This window comes from Bacillus clarus (assembly GCF_000746925.1).
GTDB lineage: Bacteria > Bacillota > Bacilli > Bacillales > Bacillaceae_G > Bacillus_A > Bacillus_A clarus.
This window is the reverse complement of sequence record NZ_JMQC01000008.1, coordinates 2,955,138-2,977,193: the sequence shown is the minus strand read 5'-3', so window position 1 is coordinate 2,977,193 and position 22,056 is coordinate 2,955,138. Positions and strand designations below refer to the sequence as shown.

At 35.3% G+C, this 22,056-nt stretch carries 16 protein-coding genes and 4 pseudogenes; 6 read left to right on the top strand and 14 right to left on the bottom strand.

Annotated elements, in window-relative coordinates; genetic code table 11:
* Positions 1 to 26: 26 nt before the first annotated feature.
* The 8 genes and pseudogenes from DJ93_RS16140 to DJ93_RS16105 all read right to left on the bottom strand — a co-directional run bounded on the left by DJ93_RS16140 (position 27) and on the right by DJ93_RS16105 (position 7,673).
* Positions 27 to 404: an OsmC family protein gene (locus DJ93_RS16140; protein WP_000778833.1), complete on the bottom strand. Its 378-nt coding sequence runs from the start codon at positions 402 to 404 to the stop codon at positions 27 to 29.
* Positions 379 to 1,806: an amino acid permease gene (locus tag DJ93_RS16135; protein WP_042981912.1), complete on the bottom strand. Its 1,428-nt coding sequence runs from the start codon at positions 1,804 to 1,806 to the stop codon at positions 379 to 381. Before DJ93_RS16135 ends, DJ93_RS16140 begins: the two co-directional genes overlap by 26 nt.
* Before the next feature lie 205 nt (positions 1,807 to 2,011).
* Positions 2,012 to 2,656 carry an amino acid ABC transporter permease gene (locus tag DJ93_RS16130; RefSeq protein ID WP_042981911.1) on the bottom strand — a complete coding sequence of 215 codons (645 nt, stop codon included), beginning with the start codon at positions 2,654 to 2,656 and terminating at the stop codon, positions 2,012 to 2,014.
* The gene (locus DJ93_RS16125) at positions 2,657 to 3,313 is read right to left on the bottom strand and encodes an amino acid ABC transporter permease (RefSeq protein ID WP_042981907.1); all 657 of its coding nucleotides are present in this window, start codon (positions 3,311 to 3,313) and stop codon (positions 2,657 to 2,659) included.
* A gap of 63 nt (positions 3,314 to 3,376) precedes the next feature.
* Positions 3,377 to 4,207: a glutamine ABC transporter substrate-binding protein GlnH gene (gene glnH / locus DJ93_RS16120; RefSeq protein ID WP_042981906.1), complete on the bottom strand. Its 831-nt coding sequence runs from the start codon at positions 4,205 to 4,207 to the stop codon at positions 3,377 to 3,379.
* 12 nt (positions 4,208 to 4,219) lie between these two features.
* Positions 4,220 to 5,140: pseudogene (locus DJ93_RS16115) on the bottom strand (amino acid ABC transporter ATP-binding protein).
* Entirely contained in the window at positions 5,085 to 6,545 is a 1,461-nt protein-coding gene (locus DJ93_RS16110; RefSeq protein ID WP_042981904.1) for an alanine/glycine:cation symporter family protein, read from the bottom strand. Before DJ93_RS16110 ends, DJ93_RS16115 begins: the two are co-directional and overlap by 56 nt.
* A gap of 156 nt (positions 6,546 to 6,701) precedes the next feature.
* A complete protein-coding gene (locus DJ93_RS16105) occupies positions 6,702 to 7,673 on the bottom strand; it encodes a phosphotransferase enzyme family protein (protein WP_042981902.1) in 972 nt (323 codons plus the stop codon).
* Positions 7,674 to 7,821: 148 nt separating this feature from the next.
* On the opposite strand from DJ93_RS16105, the pseudogene DJ93_RS16100 reads away from it, so the two are divergent.
* Both DJ93_RS16100 and DJ93_RS16095 read left to right on the top strand, forming a co-directional pair.
* Positions 7,822 to 8,418, top strand: a pseudogene (locus DJ93_RS16100) (spore germination protein); the annotation flags it as partial.
* A pseudogene (locus tag DJ93_RS16095) lies at positions 8,414 to 8,953 on the top strand (Ger(x)C family spore germination C-terminal domain-containing protein); the annotation flags it as partial. The pseudogenes DJ93_RS16100 and DJ93_RS16095, both read left to right, overlap by 5 nt.
* Positions 8,954 to 8,985: 32 nt before the next feature.
* Here the strand turns inward: DJ93_RS16095 and treC are convergent.
* The 3 genes from treC to treR form a co-directional block, all read right to left on the bottom strand.
* Positions 8,986 to 10,647: an alpha,alpha-phosphotrehalase gene (treC, locus tag DJ93_RS16090; protein ID WP_042981900.1), complete on the bottom strand. Its 1,662-nt coding sequence runs from the start codon at positions 10,645 to 10,647 to the stop codon at positions 8,986 to 8,988.
* Positions 10,648 to 10,660: 13 nt separating this feature from the next.
* Positions 10,661 to 12,088, bottom strand: coding sequence for a PTS system trehalose-specific EIIBC component (gene treP / locus DJ93_RS16085; protein WP_042981899.1), 1,428 nt, complete (start codon positions 12,086 to 12,088; stop codon positions 10,661 to 10,663).
* Between the two features lie 146 nt (positions 12,089 to 12,234).
* On the bottom strand, positions 12,235 to 12,945 hold the full coding sequence (treR, locus tag DJ93_RS16080; protein WP_042981897.1) for a trehalose operon repressor: 711 nt from the start codon (positions 12,943 to 12,945) through the stop codon (positions 12,235 to 12,237).
* A gap of 446 nt (positions 12,946 to 13,391) precedes the next feature.
* On the opposite strand from treR, the gene DJ93_RS16075 reads away from it, so the two are divergent.
* Positions 13,392 to 14,807, top strand: coding sequence for an amino acid permease (locus tag DJ93_RS16075; protein WP_042981896.1), 1,416 nt, complete (start codon positions 13,392 to 13,394; stop codon positions 14,805 to 14,807).
* Positions 14,808 to 14,884: 77 nt separating this feature from the next.
* On the opposite strand, the pseudogene DJ93_RS16070 reads toward DJ93_RS16075, so the two are convergent.
* The 3 genes and pseudogenes from DJ93_RS16070 to DJ93_RS16060 form a co-directional block, all read right to left on the bottom strand.
* A pseudogene (locus tag DJ93_RS16070) lies at positions 14,885 to 16,562 on the bottom strand (putative bifunctional diguanylate cyclase/phosphodiesterase).
* Between the two features lie 298 nt (positions 16,563 to 16,860).
* Complete coding sequence (locus tag DJ93_RS16065; protein ID WP_042981895.1) at positions 16,861 to 17,145, bottom strand: hypothetical protein; 285 nt, start codon at positions 17,143 to 17,145, stop codon at positions 16,861 to 16,863.
* Positions 17,146 to 17,184: 39 nt separating this feature from the next.
* Positions 17,185 to 17,421, bottom strand: a complete 237-nt coding sequence (locus DJ93_RS16060; RefSeq protein ID WP_042981893.1) for a hypothetical protein — start codon at positions 17,419 to 17,421, stop codon at positions 17,185 to 17,187.
* Positions 17,422 to 17,606: 185 nt separating this feature from the next.
* Here DJ93_RS16060 and DJ93_RS16055 point away from each other — a divergent pair, with 185 nt between their 5' ends.
* The 3 genes from DJ93_RS16055 to DJ93_RS16045 all read left to right on the top strand — a co-directional run bounded on the left by DJ93_RS16055 (position 17,607) and on the right by DJ93_RS16045 (position 22,042).
* Positions 17,607 to 19,136 (top strand): cardiolipin synthase, encoded by a 1,530-nt coding sequence (locus DJ93_RS16055; protein ID WP_042981892.1) that lies wholly within the window; start codon positions 17,607 to 17,609, stop codon positions 19,134 to 19,136.
* Positions 19,137 to 19,264: 128 nt separating this feature from the next.
* Positions 19,265 to 20,158 carry an ATP-binding protein gene (locus DJ93_RS16050; protein ID WP_042981890.1) on the top strand — a complete coding sequence of 298 codons (894 nt, stop codon included), beginning with the start codon at positions 19,265 to 19,267 and terminating at the stop codon, positions 20,156 to 20,158.
* A 3-nt stretch (positions 20,159 to 20,161) separates the two neighbouring features.
* Complete coding sequence (locus DJ93_RS16045) at positions 20,162 to 22,042, top strand: vWA domain-containing protein (RefSeq protein ID WP_042981889.1); 1,881 nt, start codon at positions 20,162 to 20,164, stop codon at positions 22,040 to 22,042.
* Positions 22,043 to 22,056: the final 14 nt, after the last annotated feature.

The following is a 22,056-nucleotide window of genomic DNA, read 5'->3' as shown; positions in this document are numbered from 1 at the left end:
GAGCCGTATTCTCACGTTTTTATGTTTCATTTTATTAGTTCAATTGTTTCCGTAACCTTTATACTATCTTTTACAGATTGAACAATCGTACAATTTTTCACTGCAAGTTGCAGCGCCTTGTCCAACTGCTCTTCTGTAATGTTTTGTGCTTTGATTTTATAGTGCAAATGAACACTTTCAACTGGTTTTGATACAGCTTCACTTCTACCAATTTCAGTCTCAATTGTAAACGTATCGTATGTAATACGTTTCTTTTCTAAAATTGTTCGGAAGACAATTGCACTACATCCTGCGATAGAAGAAATGAGTAATTGTAACGGTGAATACCCGTTTTCTTTTCCAATCGCTAATTGACCATACGATAAATCTGCTTCTATATCATCGTGTTTGATTGTTAGTTTCATTTGTTTTTTCCATCTCCACTTTCATCGGTTTCTTCCGTTTCTTACTCATATAATAATATATATAGCAGAAAATGATAAATGGAATACCACAGTATAACGCCATTCTTTGTTCAGGAATAAACGCTAAACTAATAACAACAATACTGTTTGTAATTAATGCTAGTATTGGAACAATTGGATACAATGGTGTTCTATACTTTAAGTCTTCTAATTTCCCTCCGCCTTTTATATACTGACTTCTAAAGCGAAGTTGTGATAAAGCAATAATGATCCAACTTGCAACAGCTGATAGACCAGCTACAGATAATAAGTAAATATATACTGTATCTTCTGCAAGGAAACTTGTTAATAAAGATAATGCTGCTACTGCAATTGTTACGACTAACGCTGTAATTGGAATACCACGTTTATTTACTTTCTTGAAAGAAGTTGGTGCCATTCCTTCATTTGCAAGTGACCATAGTATACGCGTTGCTGCATATAATCCTGAGTTCGCTACAGATAATAAAGCGGTAATAATAACGAAGTTCATAATGTCCGCTGCATAAGGAATACCAATTTTATCGAATACGACTACGAATGGGCTTTCAATTACCCCTGCGTCTTTCCATGAAATTAAGCCTACTAAAATCGTCATTGTTAAAATAAAGAATAGCATAATACGCCATACTGTATTACGAATTGCACGTGGGATTGTTTTTTCAGGTTCTTGACTCTCACCTGCTGCAATTCCGATTAACTCTGTTCCTTGGAATGAGAAGTTAACCGTAATCATCGTAAGTAGTACCGCAGCTAGTCCATTCGGGAATAATCCACCATCACTTACAAAGTTAGAGAAAAGAGGTGCCGCTTCTTTTCCGTCATACGGTAAAAACCCTAATAATGCACTACCACCAAGCACAACGAATGCAATAATTGTAACTACTTTAATACTAGAGAACCAAAATTCTAACTCAGCATAACTTTTCGCTGAGATTGCATTTGACATGTATAAAAGCGCTCCAAATACGAGACACCATACCCAAACATCTACAGATGGAAACCATCTTTTCATCATTAAGCCAATTGATGTTAATTCTAAACCTACTGTTACTGCCCATCCAAGCCAGTATAACCAACCTATCATAAATCCCGTTCCCGGGCCTATAAACTTCGTCGCATATTTTTGGAAAGAACCAGAAACCGGCATGGCTACCGTTAACTCTCCAAGGCAAAGCATTGTTAAATACATAATAAATCCGCCAACTAAATAAGAAAGAATTGCTCCCCCTGGTCCTGCCTGATTAATGGTATATCCTGATCCAAGAAAAAAACCCGTTCCGATTACACCTCCAAGTGCAATCATAAATAAATGTCTACTCTTCATCGTGCGATGTAATTTATCATTTGTTGTTTGCTGCATCGTAATCCTCCCCTATAAATACCCTCTATCCCTTTTTAAAATTTTCTGATAATAAAAATATACACGAAAGCGATTACAATTTCTATATAAAATTAAAACTTTTCTGATAAAACATTATAAAAATTTAATTATTACGAGATTGAGATTCTATTTTTAGGAAAATAAGGGTTTATAAGGGAATAACTCTTACATATCGTTGTAAGAGTTAACGACTTTCTAATCTTCTAGATATAAGCGATAAACTGTAATTCACGATGAAATACATACAAGCTACTAATATGAATGTCGGAATCATATAATTTACGTTCTGTCCGCTAATAATTTGAGCATTATGCATAAGCTCTGGCAACGAAATAACAACTGCTAGCGATGTATCCTTGAGTAACGAAATAAATTGACTAACAAGTGGTGGTACCATTCTTCTCAATGCTTGTGGTAAAATAATATGCCAAAGCGTTTGCACATACGTTAGGCCTGAAGAACGTCCTGCTTCAATTTGACCTTTCTCAATTGACAATAGACCGCTACGGACAATCTCTGAAATCATTGCTGCTTCAAATATTGTTAAGGCAACAATTGCTGCCGTTATAATTTCTAATTTTAAACCTGCCTCTGGAAGTGCAAAATACGTAAAGAAAATAATTAAAAGTAATGGTAAATTCCGAATGATTTCCACAATCAAACCTAGTATTTGTGAAACGACAGGTATTTTTGTATAGCGCAAAGTTCCAACTACACTACCTATAACAAAACTAAGTAAAATCGCTACAACTGCTACTTCTAACGTTATAAGTAATCCTTTTAATAAAAATAATATATGATCTCCTGTAAACGCACCTTGAAAATCCACTTACACCGCCTCCTTTGCCAAGCGTTTTTCTAAATAACGCACTAGCATACTAAGCGGAATTGTTAAAATCAAATAAAACATCCCTACGAATATATACACATCAAAAGTAACAAATGTTTTCGTTGAAATTAAATCTCCTTGATACATTAAATCTGTTCCTGCAATAACCCCAAGTATAGAAGAGTTTTTCACCAAATTGAGAAACTGATTTCCGAGTGGTGGAATTACAATTTTAACGGCTTGAGGTAAAACGATATAATACATCGCTTGTACGTATGTTAATCCAGAGGACCTCGCTGCCTCCATCTGCCCTTTCGCAACCGACAGAATTCCAGCTCGAATTGCTTCTGCAATAAAAGCGGCCGTATATATCGTAAGGGTAACTGTCCCTGCTACAAAACCATTTAAAGTGATCCCTATTACTGGCAAGGCAAAATAAAATATAAACGCAATTAAGACGATCGGTATGTTTCGAACAAACTCTACGTAAGCAGATCCAATCCAGTTCAAAATACGAATAGGTGCAATCCGCATCACCGCCATAATGACTCCTAAAATAAAACTACCAATTAACGCAATTACACTAGACATTACCGTATATTTAAACCCTTCTAAATACATATCAATGTTGTTTGTTAAAATAGAAAAATCCGGCAAATACTCCCCCCTCTTTCTTTACAAGAAGAGGATGAGTATCCCTCATCCTCTCACTCTTACTATTTACTTCTCTGGTTTTTGGCCGATCCATTTTTCATATAACTTGTCGTATTCACCACTAGCTTTCATGTCTTTTAGTAAATTATTAACCTCTTTTGTTAAATCATCCGCACCTTTTTGAACCGCAATCCCGTATGGTTCATCGGTAAAGATTTTCCCAACAACTTCATAATTCGCATCTTGCTTTGCCATTCCATATAAAATCGCATTATCTGTCGTTAATACATCACCTTTCCCTGCTTTTAATGCCGTAAATGCTTCGCTATAATTTTCAAATTCTAACACAGTTGCTTCTGGTGATTTTTGGCGAATATTATTTGTAGATGTAGAACCTTTTACCGCTAATACTTTTACATCTTTTTTCACATCATCAATACTTTTAATCTTACTTCCTTTTTTCACAAGTAATGATTGCCCTGCTTTAAAATAGATATCTGAAAAATCCACTTCTTTTTTACGTTCTTCCGTAATGGTCATTGTTGCGATAATCGCATCAATATCACCGTTTTTCAGCATAGGAATACGTGTTTTAGAAGTTACTTCTTTCAACTCTAATTTGTTCTCATCTCCAAGAATCTTTTTCGCAAGTGCCTTTGCTACATCAACATCAAATCCTTCTACCTTCCCTGTTGAAGGATTTTTCAATCCAAATAAATTCGTATCATTCTTCACGCCAACCACTAATTTCCCGCGCTTCTTAATTTGCTCAACTACTCCGCCCTGTTTCGTATTTGTCTCTTTCGCCTCTTCTTTTTTACTTCCACATCCAGCCACAACAAGTACGAATAAACATGCAAACACGATAAGGGTAAACAGTTTTTTCATTTTAAGCATGAAATTCCTCCTTTAATGGTTTAACACCCGACTTAAAAATAACCGTGCTCTTTCTTGCTCAGGATTCGCAAAAAAATCTGTCGGCTTCGTATCCTCAATAATTTGGCCGTCGTCCATAAATAAAATCCGATCGGCCACTTCACGTGCAAATCCCATCTCATGCGTGACGACGACCATCGTCATTCCTTCTTTTGCTAATGTTTTCATTACATCAAGCACTTCACCAATCATCTCTGGATCAAGAGCAGATGTCGGTTCATCAAATAGCATAATTTCTGGTTGCATCGCGAGCCCTCTTGCAATCGCTACCCTTTGCTGTTGTCCGCCAGATAATTGATGCGGATATACGCCAGCTTTCTCAGGAATCCCTACTTTTTCTAAATAAAACATCGCTGTTTTCTCAGCCTCTTCTTTCGAAACTTTACTCACTTTAATTGGTGCTAGTGTAATATTTTGAAGCACCGTTTTATGCGGATATAAATAAAAATGTTGAAAAACCATCCCAATATTTCGGCGCAACTCATTCATATCTGCTTTCGCATTATGCACTTCCATATTTTGTACAATTAACTCTCCATCCGTAATTGTTTCTAACTGGTTTATACATCTTAATAGTGTACTTTTTCCTGATCCTGAAGGACCAACAATAACAACTACTTCTCCCTTTTGAACTTGAGCGTTAATATTTTTTAAAACTTGAAAATTACCATAATATTTATTTACATTACGAAATTCAATCAACATACTCCCCCCCTTCCCCTAACAAAGCATGTACATTCTTTTTATATTCAAAAATGTCCTAAAAAATAACTTTCTTCTTCGCTTTGCACATAAAAAAAGCAAAGGGATTTCCCTTTGCTTCTTCATTCCTATTCTTTTACGACACTTCTTCTTTCTTATCTTTTCCGTACTCATGCTCCCAGAAATCAGCATTTTTAATGCCTAATTTCTGCGGATTGAACACAGGGTCTTTTCCTTCTTTTTTCTGTTTTTCATAATCCTTTAAGGCGATCAATGCTGGTTTTTGCAGTAGTAAAATCGCGATAATATTAACCCATGCCATAATTCCTACACCGATATCCCCTAAAGCCCAAGCTGTCTCCGCTGTTTTTACACAGCCATAGAATACAACTCCTAAGAAAACAAATTTAAGTACAATAGACATCCATGGACGCTCTTTATCACGATTTAAGTAGGCAATATTTGTTTCAGCGATGTAGTAATACGCCATAATTGTTGTAAATGCGAAGAATAATAGAGAAATCGCGACGAAACCGTTTCCAAACCCAGGGAAGACAGATTCTACTGCTGCCTGTGTATACCCAGGTCCTGGTTGTGCACCATTTAACTTATTTACGATAAAGTTTTTTCCGCTTGCATCAAATACGTTATACATGCCTGTAATAATCATCATAAATGCTGTTGCTGAACAAACAAATAATGTATCAATGTAAACGGAAAATGCTTGCACTAAACCTTGCTTCGCTGGGTGTGATACTTCAGCCGCTGCCGCTGCATGCGGTCCAGTTCCTTGCCCTGCTTCATTTGAATAAATTCCACGTTTTACTCCCCAAGAAATTGCTAAACCAATAATTCCACCAAAAGCAGCTTCTAATGCAAATGCACTTTTTAAAATTAACATAAATGCTTCTGGTAACTTTTCAATATTCATAGCGACAATTACACAAGCTACTAAAATATAACCAACTGCCATAAAAGGTACTACAACTTGGGCCACATTAACGATTCTCTTAACTCCTCCAAAAATAATAAGAGCTAATACAACAACCATCACTGCTCCTGATACAGATGTATTAACGCCAAAAGCTGTTTCCAAGCTTACTGCGATACTATTTGCTTGAACACCTGGCAGTAACATCCCTGTTGCAAGAATTGTTGCAGCAACAAACACTAAGGCGTACCATTTCACTCCTAGTCCTTTTTCAATGTAATAAGCGGGGCCACCACGGAATTGACCTTGGTGCTTCGTTTTGTATATTTGTGCAAGTGTCGATTCTACATAAGCAGAACCTGCACCTAAAAAGGCTACAGCCCACATCCAAAATACAGCTCCTGGCCCACCAAATGCAATTGCTGTTGCAACACCAGCAATATTTCCTGTTCCAACGCGCCCTGATAATGAAAGTGCTAACGCTTGGAATGAAGAAACACCAGCATCTGACTTTTCACCTTGAAATGTAAGCTTCACCATTTCTCCGACATGCCTCACCTGTAAAAACCTCGTTCGAATGGAAAAATACAAGCCTGCACCTAAACATAAATAAACAAGTGCGGGACTCCAAACAATATTATTTAGCCAACTTACGAAAGCTTCCAACATTCCCCCTCCTTTTATAAAGAATATTCAGAATATATAAAAATTATAAATGTATACAGAATCTATGACAATATTATTTTAATAAAACAAACATATTTTTGCATAAAAAAACAAAGCATATATTTATTTTATATACTTTGTTTGCTTTCCTCTGTATTATATATTCACAATTGCCTCTTGTTTTATAATTCTATCGTATAGTTCTTTTGATAGTTTATGAAAATTCTCTGGCATATCTTTCCCCTTAAATTTCTTTTGAAGAGTACCATATAAACCAATATCACGAAGTCGCAAAAATAAAGGTAATGATTCGTACCAGCTCTCTGCTAACTTATGCTCAAATTCATAGCCTTTTCGTAGCACTTGTAGCTGTTTACGAGCAAATCTCGTTTTCTCCTCTTTCGTCCACGGTTTGAAAAGAACAGAGTAATAAAGAACCATTGCTAAATCGTGTATAAAGTAATTATAAGTCGCATCATCAAAGTCAAAGATTGTTAATTCTTTACCATCATAATGAAAATTACCTGGATGAATATCACCATGCATCAGACCAAACGTTTCCTTTTCAATTGGAAGAGCCTTTATTTCATCCATTAATACAGTAGCAATCTCTTTCACTTTCTTATCTTCTAATTCGTTAACAATTGCACTCTCATCTTCTTCCCACGTATCACGATAATTTGTTTTAGGAAAATTCATTGTAATACGATGCAACTGTCCGATTTCTTTTCCCCATGCTTCAAAGAAAGTCTCTCCCCAATAAGGCGATTCATCTCCTTTTACTTGCTCACCTTTCGCATATGCAAATAAGGAAGCGTAGAAGAAAGTCCCATCCTCTGCCCCGATTTCTTCTACAAGATTTTGAGAGATTGAGTAATACGGACCCGCAGCTTTTGCCCCATGCTCTACAACATACCGTAAAAAATTTAGTTCAGCCTCTACCTCTTTTTTAGAACGATGAGAAGAATGCGTTAACCGTAATACGTAACTTTCACCATTTTCATCTTTCGCATGAAAAATATAATTTTCAAAATCACCAAGTGGTTTTTCTTCCACTATTACATGAAATACCTTTGCAGCTTCTTCTAAAATTTCCTTTGTAAAAACTCGTTCCACAGCTATTTCCATACTTATTCCCTCCTATATGTACCCTCTAATTAATTCGACATGAATGTGAGAAGTACTTCTATGAAAGTGAATAATCCAAGCATAATTTTTTCATAAAAAAAAAAAAAAAATTAACAGTGATAATTTCATTCTAAAAGGGGTGGACATGATGACAGAGCAAAACAGTAATCAACAGACGAATAATACGAAGCATATGTTTCCATCACTTTCGGAAAATGTTAATTACATCGAAAACAAGCTCTGCCATTCTGATGATATAAAAAAATTAGATGTTCCTTTTCAAAACGGAAAAGGAACGATCTTATATATCGAGTCTTTAGCAGACCCAAACTTAATTCACCAATTAGCTCTTGAGCCTCTATTAACCCGGTCTGAGCTGTCTTTGGATAAAGCTTTTTCTACATTGAATATGAAAAAAGAAACGAATTTACTGTACGGCATACAGCTTTTATTACAAGGTAAGTCTTTATATTTTCATGAAAACATCCAAAGTTTTTGTGTTTTCGAAACAGCTCTATCTTTAAAAAGAGATATAACAGAGCCTGATAATGAAGGAATTGTCCGCGGGCCACATACTGGTTTTGTAGAGGATTTAGCAACTAATTTAGCCTCTATTCGTAAACTCATTAAAAGTCCGAATTTAGTTGTTAAATATTTTACACTCGGTGAAGAAATGCACACGAAAGTAGCAATTACTTATCTGCAAGATTTGGCTAACGATGATCTCGTTACAGAAGTGAAAAGAAGTTGTAACCAATGGCATAGCTCTATTTAACAATGATAAATTAACTGGACTTTTACCCTTGCGACAATCTGTACTTTTCGTATTACTGACAGAGAAAATGGGGAAAAGTGCACGTATAACGCAAAAGCTGACAAATGAAGATTCACCTAGCACATCCGATTATCTCACAATTGAAGTGAGTAATCGCAAACTAAAACGAGACTTAAAAGTGACAACAGACAAAAAAGGAAATGTTTATGCTCACATTAAGTTACAACTAAGAGTAATCGCTCTTGAAGCTCCAAGAGATAATCTTTATAAAATGGAAGAGAGAAAAAAGCTAAATAAAAAATTATCTAAACAGCTTACAAAAGAAGCAAAACAAATAATAAAAAAACTCCAAAAAGCAAATTACGATGCTTTCGGTATCGGTAGAAACCTTATCGCTTATCATCCAGAATTATGGAAGACGAAAAATTGGAATAAAGATTATGCGAAAGTAAAATTCAAACCAGAAGTAGAAGTAAACATTTTATATAGTGGTGTCTTAAAGTAAAAGGTTGTATGCCACACGGGCATACAACCTTTTTATTTCGTATATCGATATATAATGGATTCATATGGTCTTAAGTTAAGATTTGTAATATCCTTACTTGAATCTTTATAATTTGATAATAATATTTCTTGCTTCATCTCATCTAATTGAACATTTTCTGGTAGGGAGTAAGTGATTTCTTCCTCGTAGAAATTATTTATAACAAGTAATACTTCATTATTTGTCGTACGCGTGTATGCCCATATATTCGGATGATTTTTATCTAAAACATCATATTTTCCTTCTGTAATTACATTATATGTTTTTCGAAGTTCGATTAGCTTTTTATAATAATAAAATACAGAATCTTTATCCTCTAGTGCCTTCTCTACGTTTATTTCCTTAAAGTTTTCAGCCACGGAAATCCACGGTGTACTAGTTGTAAAACCAGCGTTCACTTCGTCATTCCACTGCATTGGAGTACGTGAATTATCACGAGATTTTTGTTTTAAAATCCCCATAATCTCTTCTTTTGATAAGCCTTCCTCTTGTTTTATATCATATATATTTAACGATTCCACATCACGATATTGCTCAATAGTATGGAAGTTAGGATTCGTCATACCAATTTCTTCACCTTGATAAATATAAGGTGTTCCTTGCAGCATATGCATAGACGTTGCTAGCATTTTAGCTGATTCATTTCGATACTTCCCATCATCTCCAAAGCGTGACACAATACGTGGCTGGTCATGGTTACACCAGAATAAAGCATTCCAGCCCCCGCCCTTTTGCATTTCAATTTGCCAATCGGACATAATCTCTTTTAATTTTATAAAATCAAAATCAGCCTTCGTCCACTTATCCCCATTCGGATAATCTACTTTTAAATGGTGGAAGCTAAATGTCATACTTAATTCGTTTCGCTCAGGATTTGAATATTTAATACAATTATCAATTGTCGTAGAAGACATTTCTCCAACCGTAATAACCTCTTTTCCTTCAAACACATTTCGGTTCATCTCTTGTAAATATTCATGGACGCGTGGGCCATCTGTATAATATTTACGTCCATCACTTATAGCCGTACTTCCTTCATCACTTAAAAACCTTTGATCTTTTGAAATTAAATTAATAACATCAAGACGGAATCCTTTTACACCTTTATCAAGCCAAAAGCGCATCATATCATACACCTCTTGACGAAGTCTCTCATTCTCCCAATTTAAATCGGCTTGTGTTTCATCAAATAAATGTAAATAATATTGCCCTGTCTTCTCATCATATTTCCAAGCAGATCCACCAAATTTAGACTGCCAATTATTTTTTTCATCACGCCAAATATAATACTCGCGATACGGACTATTTTTATCTTTCTGTGCTTCTTTAAACCACTTGTGCTCTGTTGAACTATGATTCACAACAATATCGAGCATAATCTCAATATTACGTGCTTTCGCTTCTTCTACAAGCTCTTCAAACTCTTCCATCGTTCCGTAAGACGGATCTATACGATAATAATCACTTACGTCGTAACCATTATCATTTTGTGGCGATTGGTATATCGGTGTTAACCATATATAATCCACTCCGAGTTCTTTTAAATAATCTAATCTTTCTGTAACTCCTTTTATATCACCGGTTTCTTTATCGTAGTAACTATTAAAGCTCTTCGGATAAATTTGATAGACTACACTTTTATGCCACTCTTTCATGCTGATTTTCCTCCTACTTCTGTTTTACTCGTTTCGCAAATAGCCATGTTAAAGTAAATGGAATTACTACTGCGATAACCATCCCTACAATAAATATTGGAATCGATTTCGGAATGATAGAAATAAATGCTGGCAATCCCCCAATGCCGATAGCTGGTGCTAATACACCATTTAATGTAATGAATATTGCAGCTACTGCCGATCCTATAATCGCTGCATAGAACGGGAATTTATTTCGTAAATTCACCCCAAACATTGCTGGTTCTGTAATACCGAAGTATGCCGAGATCGCTGATGTCGATGCCATACTTTTATCATTTTGATTTTTTGAAATCCAGAACATTGCAAGCGCCGCACTACCTTGGGCAATATTAGAAAGGGCAATCATTGGCCAAATAAACGTGCCGCCATGTTGTGCGATTAACTGTAAATCAATTGCAATAAACATATGATGCATACCTGTAATTACTAATGGTGCATATAATGCTCCAAATAATACTGCTCCAAGTGCTGGCACTGTTTCATATACGCCTACTAATCCAGTTGTTAATAAATCTCCAATATGACGTGTAACTGGACCGATAATTCCTAATGCTAACACACCGGTTACAACGATTGTTGTAATTGGTACAACTAATAACTGAATTGCGTTTGGTACATGTTTCTTTAAAAAGATTTCTACTTTACTTAATACAAATGCTGCTACTAAAACCGGTAAAATTTGACCTTGATATCCAACCTTTTCAATTTGGAATAATCCTAAAATATTGAAGTACTCAATTTTTTGTCCGTCTAATCCTGCTGCAGCTTTTCCGTAATTCCAAGCATTTAATAAATCAGGATGTACGAGCATTAGCCCCATGACAATCCCAAGTATCGGACTACCACCGAAACGCTTTGTAGCTGACCAACCAACAAGTGCTGGTAAGAATACGAATGCAGTATTGGCCATCATATTAATTAAATCCCAAAGTCCCCCTAAATTCGGATAAACATCTAATAAATTTTTCCCATCAAAAAATAAGTCCTTCGCCCCTAATAGATTATTAATCCCCATTAGTAAACCAGCTGTTACAATCGCTGGTAAAATCGGCATAAATACATCGGAAAATACTTTTACAAACTTTTGAATTGGATTTAATTTTTGATTTCCAGAGTCTTTTACATCTGCTACTGTTGCTTCTTTCATACCTGCAAGCGTTATCAATTCAGCATACACTCGATCCACATCACCGGGACCAATTACAATTTGAAATACACCAGCATTATGAAACGCGCCCTTCACTAATGATACTGATTGTAATTTATCATTCTCTATTTTACTTTCATCCTTTAAAGCGATGCGAAGTCTCGTTACACAATGTGCTGCTTGTTCAATATTGTCTTTCCCGCCAATATATTGCAGCACTTCTTCTGCTGTTTTGCGATAGTCTTTCCCCATATCTCCATCCCTCGTTTCTTTTTTTTGTTACCGTTTACAACTACATATTAACTCGTATATATAAGTTAGTCAACACTCGTATGTACGAGTTGGCAAAAAATTTTTAATATACAAAAAGAGATGAAACAATATTTCGTTTCATCTCTTTATTTTCTTCGCGCCACATCCGAAAAATGAAAAATGTCTAAACGGTGGCGTGATTCCGTATATTCAAATTGACTTCCATCATACAAATGCGTAAAGTTCTTTACAACAACAACATAGTCTGTTCCATTCAAATCTAAATACTTTTGATCATCATATGTACACGGCTGTACTTCAATTACCCTCTGTGAATAACTAATATGTAATCCTAGTTCTTTTTCAATATATTTATAAATCGATTTTGTCGCAATCTCTCTTGTTAGTCCTGGAATATGCTCAGATACGAAATAGTTTACATCTAAAATCACCTTTTCTCCGTCAATATTTCGTATTCGTTTAATGTGATCTACTTCTGATTTCACCTTTACATTTAGTAGTTTTGCTATCTCTTTCGTTGCTTCAATTTTCTCCATCTCCACAACATCTGTAATACAGTGACGCCCTAATCGTTCATTTTCTTCTTGAAAACTTACGATACCACCAAAATTAAATTCAATATTTTTTCGTTTTAAAACAAAAACACCTTTACCGTGTATTTTTTGAACATATCCGCGTTCTTGCAATAAGTCTACAGCCTTTCTTACCGTCCCGCGGCTCGCCTCGTACTGCTTCATTAACTCTGTTTCAGATGGAATTTTACATCCTTCTTTTAATTGACGATTATCAATAGAATCGCTAATCTCCGTATAAATTTGTTCATACTTACTCGTCATTTACAATAACCCCTTGTCACCTTCTAATTCTATTTGTATTATACCATGCTACACTCTTCTGCCAATCTCTCACTTATTTTCCAGTACAAGAAAATATAGGTAAATATTTAAACACTGATACGTATTTTTATAAAAAATTTTATATTTTTCTTTTCATTCAAAAAAACATGTAGTATACTAACTTCAAAATCAGAGGAGAAAGGGAGCAAAAAACTATGCTTACTTATACAACTGTAGTTACATTTGCACAAAAACATCATCATCATACGTAAACCCTTGAAACCTAGCGGAAAAATTACGCGTAGGTACAAGGGTTATTCCCGTTGTACCTACGTTAGGCGAAGAGCCATGTAGGTATTTTTTATCTACATGGCTCTTTTTTTATTACCAAAAAAGCTAGTAAAAAATGATGAATGTGCAAAACTACTACAAAGGAGTTAACGAAAATGGAAACGAAAAAATGGGGATTATGGATTTTAACAGCTTTTGTTATTGGGAATATGGTTGGAGGCGGTGTGTTTATGCTTCCAGCAAATTTAGCACAAGTATCAGGTCCAATGGGCTCTACACTTGCATGGAGTATTACAGGACTTGGCGTATTTATGATTGCACTCGTATTTGGAAATTTAGCAATTCGCAAACCAGAATTAAAAGCAGGACCACAAAGTTACGCCCAAGCAATGTTTACCTCCAAAAAGGCAGGTAAAGTTGCGGGATATAGTATGGCTTGGGGATATTGGGCTGCTAACTGGGCTGCTACAGCATCTGTTATCATTTCCTTTGCCGGATATTTATCAACATTCTTCCCAGTTTTACAAAGTAAGCAAATTCTCTTTTCAACAAACGGATTTTCATTAGAACTTGGAAAAGCTTTAACCTTCATAGTATGTAGCATGATGTTATGGGGAATTCAATACATTCTATCTCAAAATATTGATAGAGCAGGAAACATGAATCTTCTTGCAACAATTGCAAAGATTATCGGATTTACAATGTTTATCGTCATTACATTATTTATTTTTAACGCCTCTAATTTCGGAGACGGTCAAACATTTATGAATGAGGCTGGCCAATCCATTTCATTAGGCGGGCAAGTAAATTCAGCTGCTATCGCAACACTTTGGGCATTTATCGGCATTGAATCGGCAGTTATGCTTTCTAACCGTGCAAAGTCTCAACGTGATGTGAAGAAAGCAACAATTTTCGGTTTAATTATCGCTCTTCTTATTTACATGGCAATTACTTTACTTACAATGGGTGCCCTTCCGCAAGATGTTTTAAAAGAGTCTCAAAAACCATTAGTAGATGCACTCAATTTAGCAATTGGTAATAAAGGTGCCTACATCATGGCATTACTTGCACTTGTATCTTTATTTGGCTCTACTGTAGGTTGGATTGTCGTTAGCTCAGAAGTACCTTACCAAGCTGCAAAAAATGGACTTTTCCCTAAGTTTTTCGGAAAAACAAATAAAAAAGGAAGTCCTTCAAAATCATTATTTATTACAAACGTGATGACGCAAATTTTCTTATTTTCAACGATTTCTGGCACTGTTTCCGAAGCGTACAGCTTCGCCATTGTTGTAGCAACATTAGCTTATTTAATCCCGTATCTTGTTTCTACCCTATATCAATTTAAATTAGTTATTACAGGAGAAACATACGATATAACACCAGGATCTCGAATTAAAGATGGAATTATTACCGTGCTAGCATTCCTATATTCCATTTGGGTTATTAAAACAGGGACTGCTGATTTAAAAACGTTCTTCTTAGGAATTGGATTGTTTGTATTAGGCCTTATTCTCTATCCAATTTTAATGCGAAACTCATCAGCACCTACATCAAATAAAAAAGCAAGCTAGTAGAAAACAAAAGAAGCTGCAGGCTTACATTCCAAATACATTGGATTGTTTGCTCACAGCTTCTTTTTCAATCGATACTATAAATCAGTTAATAATTTCTCTCTTAACTCTACTATTGTTAGTGGCCGTGCATAATAAAATCCTTGTACATAATCGCAGCCCATTGATTTTAATAAGCTTTCTTGCTCTACCGTTTCTATCCCTTCTGCAACTACTACTAAATTTAAGCTATGAGCAATCTCAATAACAGATTTTACAATTGTACGCTCTGTCTGCGCATAATCATAATGAAACTCACGTATAAAATTACGATCTATTTTCACAATATCAAGTGGAAGTTGTTTTAAATAATACAATGAAGAATACCCAGTTCCAAAATCATCTAAAGCGATTAAAACCCCCATATTTCGGAGTTCTTGCAATATGGAAATAATATAATCAAAATGACGAACCGCTACACTTTCTGTTATTTCTAATATTAAACGATTAGCTGGAAAATCCGTCCGTTTTAAAATACTACGAACAGAGGTAATAAAACGGTTTTGCATTAGTTGTTGTATTGATATATTAACAGATAATCGTAATCCATCTCGATAGGCTGGTAGCGTTTTAAACAAACGACACGATTTTTCTAACACCCAATCCCCTAGTTGTATAATTAGTCCACTCTCTTCAGCAATAGGAATAAACTCACTTGGTGAAATAGGACCTTCTTTTGTCGAACAGCGAAGTAAAGCCTCTACCCCCCTGTAACTTTTTGTTTTTAAATCAATGATCGGCTGTAACGCCACTTTTAATTCTTCATCACGAACTGCCTTTTGTAAGGCAAACTCTATTTCCATTCTTCGATTCATTTTCGCACGTAGCTCATCTGTAAAGAAACACGCTGCGTTTCTTCCTTGCTCTTTCGCACTATACATAGCTAAATCCGAATTTTTAAATAGATTTTCCGCATCTTTCCCATCTCGCGGATAGGAACAAAGTCCTAAACTAGCCGAAATATACACTTCATTCCCTTCCAGTATAAATGGTGCTTGAAAACAAGATAAAATAGATGTAGATAACTGTCGCATCTCCTCTTGTTTATAGTTTTCTGTTAAGAGAACAAATTCATCTCCACCAAGTCTAGCAAGTACATCTTTTTTTCCTAATACATGATATAATCTGGCAGCCACTTCACTAAGAAGTAAATCCCCTATCATATGCCCTAACGTATCATTCACCAATTTAAAGCGATCTAAATCAAAATAAATCATACCAAACTCTTTTTTCTGTGCAATCATCTCGTTTACAGTTGTTATTAACTGTAAACGATTTGGCAAGCTCCCTATAACGACTCTCACTTAATCTTAAACGCTGTTCCATCTCCTTACGACCACTAATATCGTCACGAATTGCAATAAATTGGTACGGTTCTCCTCTTTCATTCAAAAATGAGACAATCGTTGTCTTAACCCAATAATGTGTACCATCTTTCGCTCGATTTCGGATTTCTCCATGCCATACTTTTCCACTTAAAATTCTCTTCCATAACCCTTGAAAAAAGGACTTCGGATGATAGCCTGAATTTAAAATACGATGATCAATTCCTAATAACTCTTCTCGCTTATATTCCGAAATTTGACAAAACTTTTCATTTACATATGTAATAAGACCATTTCGATCCGTGATAGCAACAATCGAAGATTCATCTAATGCGAATTTTATATCTTGCAATGAAGAGTCATATGATGCATGACTTCTTCGCTCTAGCATACACACATCCCCTTACTCCCTATCTTATTTACAAGATAGTATATTTCTTTATATATTATATTTCAGTATATTACTTTAAATAAATTATGGAATTCATTTACACATAAGCCGATTCAAATAACATAGTATCATTTATTCTTGAAAAAAATAAACGATACATTTTGTATCGTAACATTTCGACTATACTAACAAAATATTAGCGTACTTTATCTTTTGGGAATTTTTTGTATCTTACTATTAATATAAAACAAATATAATAAGATTAAAATATAAAAAAGAGGATATCCTCTTTTTTATGTTAATAATACGGATATGCTGTTGGCGGATAAGTTGGATACGTTACTGGGTATGACACTGGATAATATCCTCCGCCTGCTGTACTTGTTAATGCGCCCGCTGTAAGCCCACCTAATACTCCACCTGCAAAACTCCCTGGAAAAAAGGTTCCGCCTCCCCATGAGCCTCCTCCTCCCCAGCCCCATCCGCCACCATGGTGGTGATTATGATGGTTGTGGTGATCATGGTGGTTATGGTGATTGTGTCCCCCGCGATGATGCCCTCCATGATTTCGTATATAGTTCATTTTACTCCCTCTCCTTTTCTTATTTTTTTCTACTTCTCCTCAATATGTGTTGTATGAATCATAAGGATACTGTTGATAATCCGTATAGTATGGGTAATCTGAATAATATGGATAACCGTATCCACCATAACCAAATGCTGGACTAAGTAAAGCACCTGCTACAAAACCAGGAAAGAACCCTCCACCAAAAAACGGCGAATGACCAAAACCACCTTGGAAGCCTCCATGACCAAAACCACCGCCGTGACCAAATCCTCCAACTGGACGACCGTACATTTTATCCACACCCCTTTTTTATATAAGAACGTAACAATATACTGTATGTAGGACAAATGCGGAAAGCATGGGAAAAGCGTCTATATTTTTGAAAAAAAGATAAAACGTTTTATAATAGATATGTTAGATTAAGGCTTCTATATGTGAAGCTTATATTTAAGAAAGATTAGAGGAATTTTATAGAGATGAAGAAGCCTATCGTTCAATTATTATTTGTATTTACACTTGTATCTATCGTTCTCTTTCTTTTAGATACATCGGTTATTTCGCTATATACTTTTGTCGGTGTAGTATGGTCTATTACAATTATAGGAATTTCTTTCGTTATTTTTATCGAAAACCGTTCTCCTCAAAGCACCTTAGCATGGTTTTTAGTATTAGCGCTTCTTCCGGTTGTCGGTGTGCTTTTATACGCCCTTTTCGGGCGAAGCCGTTGGAGAAGAAAAAAACATTTACATCGTTCAGAAGAGCAAAGAAAATTATTCCGTGAAATTTTAGAAGGAAGACGTCTAGATTTATCTTTTACCTCCTCATTAAATGAACGTTCTACACATTTAACAGAGGTGGTCCAAAAGTTTGGAGGCGGTCCTGTAGCAAATGCAACCACTACAAAACTTTTAACAAATGGAGATCAAACATTTACAGAGATTTTGCAAGCTATTGAACATGCAAAACACCATATACATATTCAATACTATATTTATAAAGCCGATGAGATTGGTACAAAGGTTCGAGATGCTTTAATAGAAAAAGCAAAGTCTGGTGTAATTGTGCGTTTTCTTTATGATGGACTTGGAAGTAACACTTTAAGAAGACGATTTTTACAGCCTATGAAAGAAGCTGGAATTGAAATTGTAGAATTTGATCCTATCTTTTCAGCTTGGCTACTTGAAACAGTCAATTATCGTAACCATCGTAAAATTGTCATTGTAGATGGAGAAATTGGTTTTACTGGGGGACTCAACGTTGGTGATGAATATCTTGGCCGTTCAAAAAAATTCCCCATTTGGCGTGATAGTCATTTAAAAATAGAAGGAAAAGCATTATATAAATTACAAGCAATCTTTCTAGAAGATTGGCTTTACGCATCGAGTGGTTTAAATAACTATTCTTGGGATGAATTTATGAATAGAAAATACTTTCCAGGTAAAGAAATTCCGGAAGCAGAAGGTGCTGTTCAAATTGTATCAAGTGGACCGAGCTCAGATGATACAAGTATTCGCAATACTTTACTAGCTGTTATTGGATCTGCCAAAAAATCAATTTGGATTGCTACACCTTACTTTATTCCAGACCAAGAAACATTAACATTATTACGTTTAAGTGCAATATCTGGAATAGATGTACGAATTTTATATCCAGGTAAGAGTGATAGCATCATTAGCGACCAGGCATCTCAATCATACTTTACCCCACTTCTAAAAGCTGGTGCTTCCATTTACAGTTATAAAGATGGCTTTATGCACGCAAAAATTGTACTTGTTGATGATAAGATTGCAACAATTGGAACAGCAAATATGGATGTACGTAGCTTTGAATTAAATTACGAAATTATTAGCGTACTTTATGAATCAAAGACCGTTCTTGATATTAAAAAAGATTTTGAAGAAGATTTTAAACACTCCACTGAAATTAGATGGAAATCATTTCAAAAAAGAAGTATTAAAAAACGAATATTGGAGTCTCTTATGCGACTCATTTCCCCTTTACTATAAGTAATCAATGTAATATTGATTACTTTTTTCTTTTATACTTATCCCCTCTCCTTTTCTTTGCATACCATATTAAAACAAGTTATCATAAGGTGTATTACTTTATGAAAATAATGTTAGGTGGGAAATACATGTTAGAACAATTTCATATACATGCTGATTTAAAACAGCAACTTGCAGCAATTCACGAAAAGAATAAGCAAAAAGCTGGTGAAAATGCTCATTTAATCGGTACAAAAATATATAAAGCATCTGATAACAGCATTATTGAAGATGCAATTACAGCTCTGCTACTTGGTAAAAATATTCTATTAAAAGGCCCGACTGGTAGTGGAAAAACTGTACTAGCGGAAACTCTTTCTTCTTTATTCCAAAAGCCAATGCATAGCATTAACTGTTCTGTCGATTTAGATGTAGAAGGTATTTTAGGATACAACACATTACAAACAAACGATGGTGCATCTGAAGTTACATTCGTTGATGGTCCTCTTATGAAAGCAATGAAGAATGGTCATTTCCTATATATTGATGAAATCAACATGGCAAAACCTGAAACATTGCCACTTCTTCACGGTGCATTAGATTACCGTAAAATGATTACGAATCCATTTACGCAACAAGTTGTATACGGCGACGAGGAATACCGTGTAATCGCTGCAATTAACGAAGGTTACGTTGGGACAAGTGAACTAAACGAAGCATTAAAAAACCGCTTTGTTATTATTGAAGTTCCTTACATTCAAGGTGAGACATTAAAACAACTATTATTAGCCGAATCAAAATTAAAAGATACGGCAACAATTGAAAAATTCGTGGCATTTGCAAGTGACCTTATGCCTTTAGCCCGTGATGGTCGTGTAAGTGAAGAAGCAGCAAGTATTCGTGGCATTATCGACGCATGTGATTTAGGCGTATATATTCCTGTTATGCGCGCTATTGAGCGAAGCATTATCGCGAAATTAAATGATGAAACCGAACAAATGACTGTCCGTGAACTAGCAGAAAGTTATTTCTTTGAGGGATAATTCATGAGACAAATTTTTAGTGACAAAAAAATTGATGCGTCGCTGTTTCTACAAATGGAAAACTTAATGTATGCCCTTCTAAAAGAAGAAGATGCCTACCTTGAGTACGGCTATAAAGCATACTACGACGAAATAGAAAAAAAGGTTGTCATTAGTCACTTTTGGGATGATCGAAAAGAAGAAGATACAGTAATCGGATTAAAAAGCGAAGTGTTTTTAAAAGCACTTGGTAATAAACATTACTCGGACATGACTTTAATTCGCTCTTATGCAATTGAATTACAAGAATCTCCTCTTAAAAAGTTTTTAACACAATTATTTGTTCTATTAGAAGATTTACGTGTCGAAGAAATCGTGAAAAGCTTACGTCCTGGCACAAAGCATATTTTTAAGCGCCGCAAAGAAATGTATCGTAATTACTTCAGCTCACAAAATGAAATGAATCGTGTTCGTAATTACCACGGAGATCGTCTATTTTGCCTATGCTATCTTTCATTAACGAGTGATAAATATGAAATGTTTAATAATGAATATTTCGAGCAAACGGAAGCGATTTTACATGAGGCATTCCAAGCACGTAATACGGAAGATGTTATGTATATCGTTGAAAAGATTCGCTATCGTTTAGAAGGATTTCTTGAAAATGATATGCTCAACAACTACTTCGGACATGCACCACTCTATTTATCTGTCATTGCAGAAGAAAAAGATGGCCGTGTAGAAGATTTAGCGAATGATGATACTCAAATCGTAGATGACGATAATAAAAATAAAATAAATGAAAGTTTCTCCACATGGCATCGTGAAAATAAAAATAACGAAAACGAGAACTTTTTACGCTTTGAATTAGAAAGCGGAACAAAAACAAACATGATGGGTGATACTGCTCGTGAATCAGAAGATGGCGATCAAGCACTCGGTTCTGTACAAGGTACTTCTCAAAAAAGTACGCAATCCAACTTTGATGGGGCTGATACAGAAGAAGCACGGGCTTCTCATGCTTCAAGTCAAAATGAAGGCATATACGGTAAATATAACGTCGGTGCCTCTCATACATTTAAAGAAGCACGTAAGCCAAATCCTGATGAGAAAAAGGACTATCAAGTCATTAAATCACTCATTAACAAAGATGTAAAAGAGTTAAAGAAAATCATTGAGAAGACGATTGAAAATAAAACAAACGCAAATAGTGATAAATATTACGGAAGACTTCGTAAGAAATTTCTTCGTATTTATACAGAAAAACAACCTCGCATGTTTTATAAAAAGGGACAAGAATCTCAAGAACTTGACGTTGCATTCCAACTATTAGTTGACTGTTCTGGCTCTATGTATAACAAAATGGAAGAAACGAAAAAGAGTGTCGTACTATTCCACGAGGCATTAAAATCATTAAAAATCCCACATGCGATTAGCGGATTTTGGGAAGATGCTTCTAGTGCTACACCTGAGAGCAAACCGAACGTCATTCATGAAGTTGTAACGTACAAGAACTCAACATTACCAAACGTTGGTCCAGAAATTATGCAACTTCGTGAAGAAGAAGATAATCGTGACGGTTATATTATTCGTATCGTTTCTGAAAAGCTCGCAAAAAGACAAGAAAAGCATAAATTCTTACTTGTCTTTACAGACGGTGAACCTTCTGCACTAGACTACCAACAAGACGGGATTTTAGACACACACGAAGCCGTTAAACTCGCTCGAAAAAGCGGAATGGAAGTAATCGGCATCTTCATCGAAGAAGGCGAAGCGAAAGAAGCCACGTATCAATTAATGAAAAACATTTATAATCACCACTTCTTAGTTGCGAATCACGCCGAAGATTTACGCCTAAAAATTAAACCACTATTAAAGAAACTATTACTGAAGACAATTGAATAGAAAACAGGAGCCTT